We start from the raw sequence: 14,185 nt of genomic DNA on the forward strand, positions 1-14,185 counted from the left end.
AGGTGAGCATGTCAAATAAAAAATTAGTGCCAATGGGAAGTAAGTCTTTTGAAGACCTGAAGAAAGCAAATGAACATGGAGCTGAATATTGGAGTGCAAGGGATCTTCAGCCTCTTTTAGGGTACAGTCAGTGGCGGCGCTTTGAGAACGCCATAAACAGAGCCATAACGTCTTGTAAACAATCAGGAAATGAATCTTTGTATCATTTTGCCGGCGTTGGCAAAATGATCGATATCGGGAAAGGTGGGAGCAGGGAAGTACCCGACTATAATCTTTCACGTTTTGCCTGTTATCTTATTGCTCAGAATGGTGATCCGCGCAAGATCGAAATTGCTAATGCTCAGAAGTATTTTGCTATACAAGCCCGCAAGCAGGAAATATCAGATGCAATTGCCGCAGATATTGAGCGCTTGGAACTTCGCAAACAGACTGCCGAAGAATTCAAGGCACTGTCAGGCGCGGCGCGTGATGCAGGAGTGCATGACAGAATGTTCGGGATTTTCCATGATGCCGGATATAAAGGCATGTATGGAGGGCTTGGCAGGGATGCGATAAAGAAACAAAAGAGAATACCTGAAAAAGAAAATCTCATGGACCGCATGGATAGCACCGAGTTAGCGGCAAACCAATTCCGTATGACGCAGACGCGCGATAAGCTTGCACGTGAACGGATAAAGGAACAACAGACAGCTATAAGAACACATGAAAATGTCGGCAAAGAAGTTAGAGAAGCAATCAAACGAATCGGCGGAACACCACCTGAACATCTTCCCCCTGCTGAACATATTAAGCAGGTCAAAAAACGTGTAAAAAGCGCTATCCCTAAACTGGAATTGGAAGAAAAAGATGCAAAAGGATTGATAGGCAAATCGGAAGAGGTATGAAACGCCCCTTTGGACAGCATTTTTTATTCGACCCGAATATCTTGAACAAGATAGTTGACTGCAGCGGCGTTACGGATGAAGATACGGTCGTTGAGATAGGCCCGGGGCTTGGCAGGCTGACAGGGATACTTTCGGATAGGGCTAAGAAGGTAATAGCCATAGAGTTTGACAAGAGGCTGATCGAGAGGCTCACAGACGAACTTGCAGATAGAAAGAACGTAGAGATAGTTCAGGGTGACGCGCTTAAATTCCCGTATGAAGATATCAAGGGAAATTTCAAGGTCGTTGCCAATATCCCGTACTACATCACCACCCCTATTATCTTTAAACTGCTTGAGTATAAAGATAAGATGCCGTCCATGACGCTGCTGATGCAGAAAGAGGTCGCAAAGAGGATAACAGCAGCACCGGGCACAAAAGACTACGGCGTTCTCTCTATTACAACTCAGCTGTATACAGAACCTGTATTGAAATTCAGTGTCTCAAAAAAGGCCTTCTCCCCTCCGCCAAAGGTTGATTCAGCAGTGCTTCATTTCAATGTGTCATCAAAGCCCAGATTCATGATGAAGGATGAAGAACTCTTTTTGAAGGTAGTCCGTGCCGCATTTTCACAGAGGAGAAAGACTATACTTAACGGCCTTAAGAAGTTTGAAGGGATAAAGGATGCGCTTGATAAGTCCGGCATAGGCGCGAAGCTCAGGCCTGAAGTCCTCGGCATTGAAGACTTTGCACGGCTTTCTGATGCTTTGGCATAAGCTGTTTCTTCATTAGAAGATGCAATGCTATAATAAAATAATGAAAAAATCCGTGCTGTCTCTCCTTGCCTTAATTATCCTTGCTATCACCAGCCTTACATATAATAATGTCTTTGCTGCTGAACCTGAGTATGCTCCCGGAGAAGTGCTCGTAAAATTCAGAGACAGCGCAGATGTCAGGAGTATGCAGAATGTTCACTCTGTACTGAAAGCTACCCAAAAAAGAGAATTCACCAAGCTCAAGATACATCACATGAAACTTCCTGCTGGAATATCTGTTGAAGACGCGGTGAAGAAATATAAAGAAGACCCGAATGTCGAGTACGCAGAGCCGAACTATATTGTGCATGCGCTTGCAGTTACTCCGAATGACACATCATTCAACCAGCAATGGGGGCTGAATAATACGGGACAGACTGTCGGCGGAGTGGTTGGAACGCCTGACGCTGACATTGACGCTCCTGAGGCATGGGATGTAACTAAAGGCTCAGACAGCATTATCATCGCTGTAGTGGATACAGGCGTTGCGTATAATCATCCTGATTTCTCTAATAATATCTGGACAAATAATGCTGAAATGGCGAACAACAACTGCACTGACGGTATTGACAATAACAGCGACGGTTTTATAGATGATTGCGGTGAATGCGGAGATGGTATTGACAATGACAGCAACAACTATACAGATGATTGCCGCGGCTGGGACTTTGTTGATAATGACGGCTCTCCTTTTGACCTTAATGAGCATGGCACACATGTCGCCGGCACGATAGCTGCGCAGGGCAATAACACTCAAGGAGTAACCGGCGTTATGTGGAACGCGAAGATAATGCCTCTCCGTTTCCTGGGCTTAAGCGGAAGCGGCACAACTTCCGACGCGATACTCGCTATCCAGTATGCAGTTGACAACGGCGCAAGAATAATCAACAACAGCTGGGGCGGCGGCGGTTTTTCTCATTCTCTTGAAGATACGATAGAGATATATGGGTCAGATGTTTTATTTGTCTTTGCAGCCGGAAACACAAGCAGAAGCAATGACACAAGCCCTACATATCCTGCGAGTTACAACAGCGATAACATAATAGCTGTAGCAGCCACAGACAATAAAGACGCACTCGCGTCCTTTTCGAGTTACGGCCCCACAACTGTTGACCTCGGAGCGCCTGGCGTAAGCATATACAGCACAATACCTTTATACACCGACGAAAATCCTGTCACGATATATCCAACCGTAGGAGGGCAGGAGGGTTTTGAGGGTTCAACAGGATCCCTTCCCCTTTTAGGATGGAACAGATTCGGCACAAATTCCACCTGGGCAGTGACTGCCGGAACAGGTGTCAGCGGAAGCAACAGCCTTGATGACAGCCCCGGAGCTGTTTATCAGAGCAACACCATCTCAACAGCAGGGTACATGACCTCGATAACCTCACAGAAAGAGAAGCGCTACACGCTCTCTTTTGACTGGAAGGGAACTCTGGAGTATGGATATGATTTCCTCGATATAAAATACACCTTTGCTGACAGCAGCGGAGTCTGTGACAACAATCATTGGGACTGGATAGATTACAGGACTTCCGCGCCTGTTAATTTTACATCCGATGCTGTCGATCTCACGCCAGTTGCCGAAACTTATGATAAATTCTGCTTTGGTTTTGGAATGGACACAGATGAAGATAATATTTTATGTCCCAGTTGTACCGGTGTAAATATCGACAATGTGAAGCTTGAGATCAGAGATATAACGATAAGCGGGCATGATTACTATAATTACAGCGGAACATCAATGGCAACGCCTCATGTCTCAGGAGTTGCAGGGCTTATACTCGCGGTCAATCCTAACCTGACGAATCTTCAGGTGAAGGATATTATCCTGAATAATGTGGATGTTGTTGCAGGCCTTAACAACAAAGTCCTGACAGATGGGAGATTGAATGCATTTAAAGCTGTTCAGGCTGCTGAGGTAACCGTGGGCACAGGCGGCGGGAGCGGCGGCGGTGGTGGCGGCGGATGCTTCATAGCAACCGCTGCATATGGAAGTTATCTCGCGCCTGAGGTCGAGGTCTTAAAACAGTTCAGGGACAGGCATCTGCTTACAAATGCTTTAGGTAGGAACTTTGTAAAACTCTACTACAGATACTCGCCTACTCTGGCTGATTATATTAAAGAAAACGAAGGGTTGAAGTTGATTACAAGGGCCTTCCTGCTTCCTGTCATATTGACCGTAAAACACCCTCTTGCCTCATCCATATTCTTTTTTTCAATTCTGCTGCTAATAACAATTCTTCTGCGTAAAGCCGGAAAAGAGCCTCTTTCCTGACCAGAACTTGCAGTCACCCCGATAAGCTGATAAGATTTATGAAAATGTCAGGGTAAATCCATGGGTAAGTGACGAACAAAGACCGCCTCTCAATGCTTTTGCGGCGATAAAAAAACTTGCGCATTCTGAAGACATTTCGAGTATAATCTTAGGTAAAAGCATGCCCTTAAATTAAGATAATTAAAAAACATAAACAGAGGAGAACCGTCATGTTTAATAAGAGCAAAATATTACAGGCCATACTGTTATGCTTTTTTATCTCTGCAAGTTACGCGGCCAGCGAGAGCAGCGCGGACGCGGGAAAGACCCTGAACAGGAACGCGATTGTATCAACCATCCAGAGCCAGGGTTATGCAAAGATCCTTGTGACGCTCGATGTTCCCGGTATCAATTCCCTGACAAGATCCTCAACCGGCATCAAGACGATCAGGCCGGGGCAGAGCACTTTCGGTGTTCCTGATGAAGACATCGCACTGTCCGCCCAGATAAACGCCACTGCCGATAAGGTCTTTTCCCAATTGGGCGGTTATTCTGCCGCATACAATGTGACCCATACATATTCAACCCTTCCCCTGCTTGCGATGAGCGTCTCACTGGACGGGCTTATAGCATTGGAGGCTGACCCGAATGTGACAAGGATATCTGAGGATCGTATTGTAAAAACAACGCTTAACAACACGGTCAACATAATAGGAGCAGACGCGGCATGGGCAGCCGGATATACAGGTGAGGGATGGTATGTTGCTATTCTTGATACAGGGATCAGGTCGAGCCATCAGATGTTCGCAGGCAAGAATATTGTAGAGGCATGTTTTGCCAACGGCCAGGAACTCTCTGATACCAGAGGGCACTGCCCTAACGGCCTGAATGAGATGATCGCCTCAGGCGCGGCAGTGCATCAACCAGACAATTTCTACGGCTATGACCACGGCACACATGTAGCAGGCATCGCCACGGGAAATTCCCCCATTCTTAAGGGAGTTGCCAAAGACTCTGACATAATTGATATACAGGTCTTCTCACGCTTTTCCGGGCAGGACATATGCCTGGGATTTGACTACTGTGTCCTGGCTTTTAATTCCGATGTCATCAAAGGGCTCGAATATGTGTACACTCTCAGAAGCAGCTACAGCATAGCTGCCGTAAATATGAGCCTCGGGGGTGAGGCTTACTCTGATCAGACCGCATGTGACACTGAAAATGCTGAATTCAAAATGGCAATAGACAACCTCCGCAGCGCTGATATAGCAACCATCATCGCTTCAGGGAATGACGGCTTCTGCGACGCAGTTTCCGCGCCGGCATGTGTCTCATCCGCCATCGCAGTAGGCGCTGTTACCGATAATAATGCTGAGGCATGGTTCTCAAACTGGCATCCCGGCCTTATGGACCTCTGGGCGCCGGGCGTTGATGTAAATTCCTCAACAGGAGCGTCTGACAGCAGCTACGCCCAATGGAGCGGCACATCAATGGCAGCGCCGCATGTCGCGGGCACATGGGCTGTTTTTAAGGAGGAGAACCCTGCCGCAACAGTGGACGCGGTACTGAATACCCTCTCATCCACAGGCGCATTTGTCACCACCAGCGATAAAGACCCTGTCTGTTCAGGCCCGATGACTGAAGAGAGAAGGATACAGATTGGAGACGCGTTAGGTATAGATTCGCTTGAACCTTCACTGAATTCAAGCGGCGGCGGGAGCGGCGGATGCTTCATAGCAACCGCAGCGTACGGCAGCTACCTCGCGCCTGAAGTTGAGGTGCTGAAGAAGTTCAGGGACATGCACCTGCTGACAAATTCATTAGGAAGAAGATTTGTCAAGGTGTATTACACGTATTCGCCTCCGGCAGCTGATTTCATATCACGCCACAGGTCTTTAATGTTTGTTTCAAGGATGATACTTACGCCTGTTGTTTACTGCGTTAAATATCCTTTTGCGTTCCTTCTGGCGCTGGTTGTTCTGGCTGTTATGATATGGAATAGAAAAACAAGGCCTGTTGCCGGTTAATCGATCAGGCCATTAAACCTAAAATCTAAAAAAAGGAGAGTTCAGTATCATGAAAAAGACTATTTTTATTGCATTGTCAGCTTTACTTCTTATCTGCAGCCAGGGTTACGCGCAGCAGGCGGGCCAATCATCCAGGGATAACAACATCGCCTTAAAGATCGGAGGGCATGTTTATCCTGACAGCGACTTTATGGATTACTGGAAAGCTGAAGCCTCTGACTATAACAGCCCTGCGTTCGAGCTTTCATATGAAAGAATGATCACGCCTAATATAGGAATAGAGATCCCCGTGGGCTTCAACAGCTCAAAATCCACATACAGCGACGTTTTCTCTGCCGGAGATGACTCCAAGATCAGCATCGATAACCTTTACATCGCTCCGGGCTTGAAATTCCATATCCCTCTCAACAGCGCTTTCGAGGCTTACGCAGGCGGCGGTTTCGACCTTTACCACACATGGGTAGACTTTGATTACGCAGACACAAGCCCGGCTGTCTTTAATGAGAGTGAGACCGCCAACTCCTTAGGGTTCCACGGCCTTGCCGGTATCGACTGGTTCTTTGACAATGGCGACACAGGCACCCCTGTAAGTATCTTTGCCGAATACAGGCACACCTGGGTTACGGTAGATAACGCTGACAAGAAGGTTCTTGACGCAATGTCCTCTTCCGATTCAAAGCACGACCTTGATGTCGGCGGAAGCATATTCTTTGCCGGTATGAGGTGGCATTACTAAAACAGCTCCATTTACTCTGACTATTTAGCGGGGCTGCCGTTATAAATGACGGCAGCCCCGCTTTGTTTACATTGTCTCTCTTTCCATATAAAATTATCCGATGGATACATCCCTCTTCTTCTTTATAAACAAGGCCCTGCAGAACGGCTTCTTTGACCTTATAATGCCCTTTATCTCTAACAGGTCTTATCTGCCTTTCCTTCTGATAGTCGGTTATGAATTTTCCAAAGAGAGGAAGAGAACGCTCTTTGTCCTCTCTCTCTGCGTTCTGGCATTTGCACTTGGCGATTCGAGCGCAAACATACTCAAACATCTTTTTGAAAGGCCGAGGCCGTGCCATGCCCTTGAAGGCGTCAGGCTCCTGACCGCCTGCGGCAGTTCCTTCTCATTTCCCTCCGGCCACGCGGTCAACTCATTTGCGATAGCGGCCGTGTTTTCGCATTTCTTCAGGCGGACGGCTTTCTTAACTTTTACGTTAGCCATACTCGTCGCCTTCTCCAGAATTTATATCGGCGCTCATTATCCTTCCGATGTATTAGCCGGGGCGATATGGGGAGGCGTGACAGCATGGGTGATAATCGACCTTCAACAATGGTTTGCCAAAGGTTATAAAGAAAAACCTGCCCTAACGATATTCATTGCATCCCTGATCGCCCTGACCTTCTTCCGTTATTACTATATAGTGACAGGCCCGCTTGACCTGAGCCCTGACGAGGCGCACTACTGGGAGTGGGCAAGAAGGCTTGACATGAGCTATTACTCAAAAGGCCCGATGATAGCCTGGCTCATCGGCGCTACTACATGGATGATGGGGGACAGTCTTCTCGGCGTGAGGTTCTTTGCTCCGTTATTTCTGGGCTTCAGCTCCATCTTCGTTTATCTCCTGACGATGGATCTCTTTCATAATGATGAGAAGAAAGAGATCAAGGCATGCGTAACAGCTCTGCTGATCCAGTTAACTCCGTTATTTTCAGCCTACGGCATATTGATGACGATTGATTCTCCTTTCATCTTCTTCTGGACGCTCTCGCTCTATCTCTTCTGGAAGGCTGTAAGTGGACAAGGCATAGGGAATAATCCCCCCACCCCCCCTTTAGAAAAGGGGGGCAAGGGGGGATTTGAAGAAAGTTCCGGATGGGTCTGGATCCTTCTCGGCATCAGTATCGGCCTCGGCCTGCTTACAAAATATACAATGGCATTCTTCTATATCTGCGGCTTCTTCTTTCTCATCTTCTCAAAAGAAGAGCGGAGATGGTTCAGCAGAAAAGAACCGTATATCGCCTTGATTGTCAGCCTTCTTGTCTTCAGCCCCGTCATTATCTGGAATGCGGGACATGATTGGGTCACATTAAAACATACAGCCGGACAGGCGCATATTTCAGAAGGCTTTAAAATATCACTCAAATACTTTTTTGATTTTATCGGTTCACAGTTAGGCGTGATAAGCCCTCTTGTATTCCTTATGATGATGTATGGGGCTGTAAAGAACAGGTGGTCATTTAAGGCTGTCCAGAACCTGCGCTTCCTCTTCTGGTTCTGGTTCCCTGTTCTCGCCTTCTTTTTAATAAAGAGCCTACAGGGAAAGGTGCAGGCGAACTGGGCTATGCACGCTTACATAACCGCATTCATCGCATCTGCGGATTATTTCTTAAATAAAGATATGCGCGATAAAGGGCTCAAAATATTAATGGCAAGCTCACTATTGATTCTGCTCATCTTTGCTGTTGTCACATATTATCCGTCTCTTATAAAACTGCCTGTCAAGCAGGATCCGGCCTCAAGGCTTCAGGGATGGAAAGAACTCGGCGTCAAGACAGATGAGATATATGATGATATGCGCTCTTCAGCAGAGAGAGGGGTCTTTATCTTTTCCGACAAGTACCAGGTCTCAGGCGAACTTGCCTTCTACATGAAATCACACCCCGTTACGTATAATGCAAACCTCGGCAGGAGGATGAACCAGTATGACATGTGGGAGGGATTTGAAAGCCTTACAGGGTATGACGCAGTATTTGTCAGAGATGGAGATGAGAACTTCCCTCATGAACTGAAAGATGCCTTTGGCCATTTTGAGAAAGAGATATTCACGGTTTACAGAAAAGATAAAAACGTCCTGAGAAAATATGTTATTTTCAAATGTTATAATTTCAGAGGATTACAGAAGAATGATTTTGAGAGCTATTAAGATTCTGTTTCACCATACGTCATTCCGGCTTGTCCGGAATCTATCTTTATATAAGTGAAAAAACAGATTCCGGACAAGCCGGAATGACAGATAGTCTATCAAGGAGATATTTTGTTCGTATCAATAGTTGTTCCGCTTTACAACGAAGAAGAGAGCATACCGCATCTTTACTCATCGCTCAAGTCTGCCATGGACGCCGGCGGTAAGGCGTATGAGCTGATATTCATTGATGACGGAAGCACTGACAGGACGATGAGCCTGATAAAAGAGCTCGCCAAAAAAGACGGCAATGTTAAACCGTTAAGCTTTCGCCGCAACTTCGGCCAGACAGCCGCGTTCGCCGCAGGGTTTGACTATGCAAAAGGCGACGTGATAGTCACTATAGACGGCGACCTTCAGAACGACCCGAAAGATATTCCAAAGCTCCTATCCCTCATCGGCGAATATGACATAGTGAGCGGATGGAGGCGCAACAGAAAAGACAAGCTCATATCACGAAGGCTTCCCTCTGTCATGGCAAACCGGCTTATAAGCTGGGTGACTGGCGTTAAGCTCCATGATTACGGATGCAGTCTTAAAGCATATAAGGCGGATGTTGTGAAGAATATAAACCTCTATGGAGAGATGCACAGGTTTATCCCTGCGGTTGCAAGCTGGTACGGTGTGAAGATAGCCGAGGTTGAGACCACGCATCACCCGAGGAAATACGGCACATCCAAATACGGGATAGGAAGGACGATGAATGTCATCCTCGACCTCATCACCGTTAAATTCCTCCAGAGCTTCTCAACAAAACCGCTTCAGGCGTTCGGGCCGTGGGGACTTTTGTCCTGCGCCACAGGCGTGATAATCTCTCTTTACCTCACGATCATAAAGCTGTCAGGACAGGCCATAGGCGGCAGGCCGCTCCTTCTCCTCGGAATACTGCTCATCATTGTCGGGATACAACTGATAGGCATGGGGCTTCTCGGCGAACTGCTCGTAAGGGTCTATCATGAGAGCCAGAAGAAGCCGATATACACACTGAGGAACTCTGAAATTGAAGAAGGTTCTTAGTTTCGGGCTTAAACTCCTTGTCAGCTTAACGCTTCTCTATCTCTTCTTTTCAAAAGTTGATATCCAAAATATCCTCGCTGCACTGAAGCAGACAAACCTTGCTATATTTTTTGCGGGATTTGCGGTATATACAAGCTCAATTTTCATATCAGCAAAGAGATGGTCGCTCTTCCTCCCTCCTTTTGTAAAATACTCCCGGCTTGCGTCACTCTATTTCATCGGCGCTTTCTTTAATACATTTCTGCCCGGCCTTGTAGGAGGAGACGCGGTGAAAGCGTATTATCTTTATAAGGAAAGATGCGAGGTCGGAGCCTCACTTGCATCCGTATTCATGGACAGGTATATGGGGCTTACTGCGCTTGCTATCATCGGCTTCATAGCATTCATCTTCGGGCATAATTATCTGGAAGGGACTAAATTATTCTGGCTTGTCCCCATCTTCTGCGGAACCTTTATATCCGCAAGCTTCTTCTTCTGGAATATCAACTGGGGAAAGATAAAATTCCTCAGCACATTTCACAAGCCGCTTATGGAGTTCAAGAAAAAAAGTGATGTCATCTTCAAAGGGCTTTTTTTAGGATTGATAATTCAATCTGTCGTAATAACTTCCTTCTACATATTATCCCTGTCGCTTGGATTTGACCTGCATATCATATACTTCTTTTTATTCATCCCGCTTATAACCGTTGCCACCGCCGTACCTTTGTCGGTAGCCGGATTGGGTATCAGGGAGGCAGGCTTCCTCATCCTATTCACAAAGGCAGGACTGACAGAGGTTGAGGCGCTCAGCCTTTCGCTCCTTATCTTCATTAATATGAGCATAGTCAGCCTGTTAGGCGGGCTAGAATTCTTCAGGCTCAGTAAGCCGAAAATTAAGTGAAGGGTTAAATGACTTCTTCCCCTCTATCAAGAGCCAACAGTAGGTGCCTTAAGCAGGATTGAGGGGTGTGTTTCTAATAAATAATTTTAATGAAAAAAACTAACTTCGACATCATAGTCATCGGCGGAGGACATGCCGGCATTGAGGCGTCGCTTGCTTCAGCAAGGATGGGCCTGAGCGTCGCCCTCTTTACAATGAGCGCAAAGACGATCGGCCAGATGTCATGCAACCCTGCAATAGGCGGATTGGCAAAAAGCCATCTTGTCCGGGAGATAGACGCGTTAGGCGGCGAGATGGCAAAGATAACCGACAAGGCTGGCATACAATTTAAGATACTTAATAAGAGCAAAGGCCCTGCTGTCTGGGCAACAAGAGTTCAGTGCGACCGCGCGCTCTATAGAAAATATGCTTTGGAAGCTGTAGCAACACAAGAAAGGCTTGAGATAATAGAAGAGACGGTTGATAAAATCCTCTCTGAAGACGGAAAGATCCTCGGCATCAAGACCCCTTTCGGCGAATACCTTGCAAAGGCAGTTATCATCACGACCGGCACATTTCTTAACGGCCTCATACATATCGGGCTGAAGAATTATCCTGCAGGCAGAGTTGGAGAGCCGCCTTCATTAGGGGTTTCAGAGAGCCTTGCTGATATGGGATTAAAACTTGGGCGGCTCAAGACAGGCACACCGCCGCGCCTCGCGCATAAAGGCGTTGACCTCTCGGTCATGACAATACAGGACGGCGATAGGCCTCTGCCGCGCATCTCGATATTTACAAAAGAGATAACCAACCCGCAGCTTCCGTGCTATATGACATACACAAATAAAGAGACACATGAGATCATCCTCAACAACCTCCATGACTCGCCTCTATACAGCGGTGTTATAAAAGGGGTCGGCCCGAGATACTGCCCTTCTATTGAAGACAAGGTTGTGCGGTTCAAAGAGAGAGAGAGGCATCAGGTCTTTCTTGAGCCTGAGGGACTGGATGTGGATGAGTATTACGCAAACGGCATATCAACGAGCCTTTCAGAAGATGCTCAGACAAAGTTCGTTAAGAGCATCGCCGGGCTTGAGAACGCAAAGATAACCAAATTCGGATACGCGATCGAATACGATTATGTTTATCCCACACAGCTCCTTCCATCGCTTGAGACAAAGTTGATAGATGGCCTCTTTTTAGCCGGACAGATAAACGGCACATCAGGCTATGAAGAGGCTGCGGCACAGGGACTGATGGCAGGCATAAACGCCGCGCTCAAGATAAAGGGCAAAGACCCGATGATCCTCAGCAGGGATGAGGCGTACATCGGCGTGCTGATAGATGACCTTGTTACAAAAGGGACAAAAGAGCCATACAGGATGTTCACCTCAAGGGCTGAATACCGGCTGCTCTTAAGACAGGACAACGCAGACCTGCGCCTCATGGAAAAGGGGCATGACATCGGGCTTATAAACAAAGAGAGCCTTGACCTGCTTCATTACAAAAAGGAAGCGACAAAGGCTGAGATAAAAAGATTGAAGCACACAAGAGTCAAACCGCAGGAAGCAAATCCGGTTCTGAACAGTCTCAAAAGCACAGAGATAAAAGAGGATGTCAGCCTTTACCAACTTCTCAAGAGGCCGGAGGTGGAGTATTCTGATATCGAAAAAATATCTCCGCGGAAAGATGAGCTCTCTCCTGACATTATCAATCAGGTAGAGATACAGACAAAATACATAGGTTATATAAAACGCCAGGCCGAACTTGCTGAAAGATTAAAGAAGATAGAGATGGTAAAGATACCTGAAGGTTTTGTATATAGAGGAATACCAGGGCTGTCAAACGAAGTAGTCGGCAAGCTCGAAGAGATAAAACCGCTCAACCTCGGACAGGCAGGCAGGATCCCCGGCGTCACACCTGCTGCGATATCGCTTTTGATGGTGGCGGTTGAGAGGGATATGAGGCGAAATAGGTAAAATTATGGAAGTCCGACTTCCAATGTTACTTGCTGAATTTATCGTAATTTATTATTGAGTGTGAGCTTCTATTTCTTTTCTCAGATTTTCAGCAAAATCATCTGCTTCTTCTTCTTTGATAAAAGAGTGGTTGCACGGCATTTTGTGCAATATGTTTTGTGCCTTATCATATGCTGATCTAACCATTGAATCACGCGGACTTCCAAGCAGTACATTAAACGCAAAAGGTTCTCCACCATCATAAAGGCTTTCAAGCCTGCCCAACCACTTGTGAGCCTTATCAATTACCTCATTTGAATCTATTAAATCAAAAGAAATAGGTTCATTTATATGCCATTTTTCATTCTTCCACGAATAATGGAATTCATGTTCATAATTGCTGCCAATAATTTTATGCGACTCTAAATAGTGCAGGATTCTCTTTTCTTCAAAAGGCTTTTTATAGACTCTCCAGACATCATCATCAGTTCTGCTGGCACGTTCGGCTTTTTCATAATATTTATCAACGTAACGGGTGAAGATTTGTTCCAATGTTTTTTCTGGCTTATCTGTTAATCCGTATCCTTCAGGTGAAAACTGTAATGAGCTATCATCTATTGGCAATATCTGCGCAGCAAAACCTTTGGCACTGGTTGGTGATTCATTAAATGGAAGCTCGTTTATCAGCCTTTCCCCTTCTTCTTCAATTGTTGCCTGAATATATCTGACGCTCTTGCGGAAGTGCTCACTATCAAAGTTCGAGAAAATCTTCGATATACGGCTGTATCGTGTAGTACATGAAGCGCTCAGATACTTTGCCTTGGGTGCAAACAATATGACACCTACGTTGACAAATTCTCCAGTCACAATATCATGAACATATCTTAATATCGAAAAAGTATAAGGTGTTTTCATTGCAATATCCTCCTTACTTCATCAATGAATTCATTAACATGGTTTGAGATGCCAATCAGGTGATTAGTTATTTTAGGCATCTGAATCATGGCATCGAAAGCAAATACTTCACTTGCTACCTGCTTGAGTGATTGAGGAATTGCTTCTCCAATAGGCCATGTAAACAAACCTCCAGTAATGACTTTGCTGCCAAAATTATGACCTGAGCTACTCCTGATATCGCTTTCAAGCTGTGGGTCTTTGATTATATCTGCCAGCTCTGGATTTACAATAATTATCGCAGGTTCAGGCGTTGGAATATTAAGGAATCCTGCAAGTTGAGATGCCATTAGTTCAGAAAAAAGCCCTACCTCCGTATTGACTACCCCGGCTCTCAGCTTGACGACATATTCACCGATTATTTCACCATCTGCATCTTCACAAAAGAAAAGGCATGGACGAGTCCGGCCTGATGTCATTCGTCTTTGATAAGAACTGGCATGTAGGTATGGGATAGCCATATTATCCATTAACT

The 14,185-nt window shown here is 46.1% G+C and carries 11 protein-coding genes; 9 read left to right on the plus strand and 2 right to left on the minus strand.

Annotated features, from left to right (window positions below):
• Positions 1-8 precede the first annotated feature (8 nt).
• The 9 genes from dinD (at position 9) to mnmG (ending at position 12,777) form a co-directional block, all read left to right on the plus strand.
• The gene (dinD, locus tag HY807_05270; protein ID MBI4825816.1) at positions 9-884 is read left to right on the plus strand and encodes a DNA damage-inducible protein D; all 876 of its coding nucleotides are present in this window, start codon (positions 9-11) and stop codon (positions 882-884) included.
• Positions 881-1,639, plus strand: a complete 759-nt coding sequence (gene rsmA / locus HY807_05275) for a ribosomal RNA small subunit methyltransferase A (protein ID MBI4825817.1) — start codon at positions 881-883, stop codon at positions 1,637-1,639. The genes dinD and rsmA overlap by 4 nt, the downstream gene beginning before the upstream one ends.
• A gap of 40 nt (positions 1,640-1,679) precedes the next feature.
• Positions 1,680-3,956 carry a S8 family serine peptidase gene (locus HY807_05280; GenBank protein MBI4825818.1) on the plus strand — a complete coding sequence of 759 codons (2,277 nt, stop codon included), beginning with the start codon at positions 1,680-1,682 and terminating at the stop codon, positions 3,954-3,956.
• A gap of 209 nt (positions 3,957-4,165) precedes the next feature.
• A complete protein-coding gene (locus HY807_05285) occupies positions 4,166-5,962 on the plus strand; it encodes a S8 family serine peptidase (GenBank protein ID MBI4825819.1) in 1,797 nt (598 codons plus the stop codon).
• A 49-nt stretch (positions 5,963-6,011) separates the two neighbouring features.
• Entirely contained in the window at positions 6,012-6,698 is a 687-nt protein-coding gene (locus HY807_05290; protein MBI4825820.1) for a porin family protein, read from the plus strand.
• A gap of 100 nt (positions 6,699-6,798) precedes the next feature.
• Positions 6,799-8,883 (plus strand): glycosyltransferase family 39 protein, encoded by a 2,085-nt coding sequence (locus HY807_05295; protein ID MBI4825821.1) that lies wholly within the window; start codon positions 6,799-6,801, stop codon positions 8,881-8,883.
• Positions 8,884-8,994: 111 nt separating this feature from the next.
• Complete coding sequence (locus HY807_05300) at positions 8,995-9,939, plus strand: glycosyltransferase family 2 protein (protein MBI4825822.1); 945 nt, start codon at positions 8,995-8,997, stop codon at positions 9,937-9,939.
• Positions 9,923-10,819 carry a flippase-like domain-containing protein gene (locus HY807_05305; protein ID MBI4825823.1) on the plus strand — a complete coding sequence of 299 codons (897 nt, stop codon included), beginning with the start codon at positions 9,923-9,925 and terminating at the stop codon, positions 10,817-10,819. The genes HY807_05300 and HY807_05305 overlap by 17 nt, the downstream gene beginning before the upstream one ends.
• Positions 10,820-10,908: 89 nt before the next feature.
• Positions 10,909-12,777 carry a tRNA uridine-5-carboxymethylaminomethyl(34) synthesis enzyme MnmG gene (gene mnmG / locus HY807_05310; protein ID MBI4825824.1) on the plus strand — a complete coding sequence of 623 codons (1,869 nt, stop codon included), beginning with the start codon at positions 10,909-10,911 and terminating at the stop codon, positions 12,775-12,777.
• A 51-nt stretch (positions 12,778-12,828) separates the two neighbouring features.
• On the opposite strand, the gene HY807_05315 is transcribed toward mnmG, so the two are convergent.
• Both HY807_05315 and HY807_05320 read right to left on the minus strand, forming a co-directional pair.
• Entirely contained in the window at positions 12,829-13,671 is an 843-nt protein-coding gene (locus HY807_05315; protein MBI4825825.1) for a DUF3037 domain-containing protein, read from the minus strand.
• Complete coding sequence (locus tag HY807_05320; GenBank protein ID MBI4825826.1) at positions 13,668-14,180, minus strand: hypothetical protein; 513 nt, start codon at positions 14,178-14,180, stop codon at positions 13,668-13,670. The genes HY807_05315 and HY807_05320 overlap by 4 nt, the downstream gene beginning before the upstream one ends.
• Positions 14,181-14,185 lie beyond the last annotated feature (5 nt).

Source organism: Nitrospirota bacterium, from assembly GCA_016207885.1.
Classification (GTDB): domain Bacteria; phylum Nitrospirota; class Thermodesulfovibrionia; order UBA6902; family UBA6902; genus JACQZG01.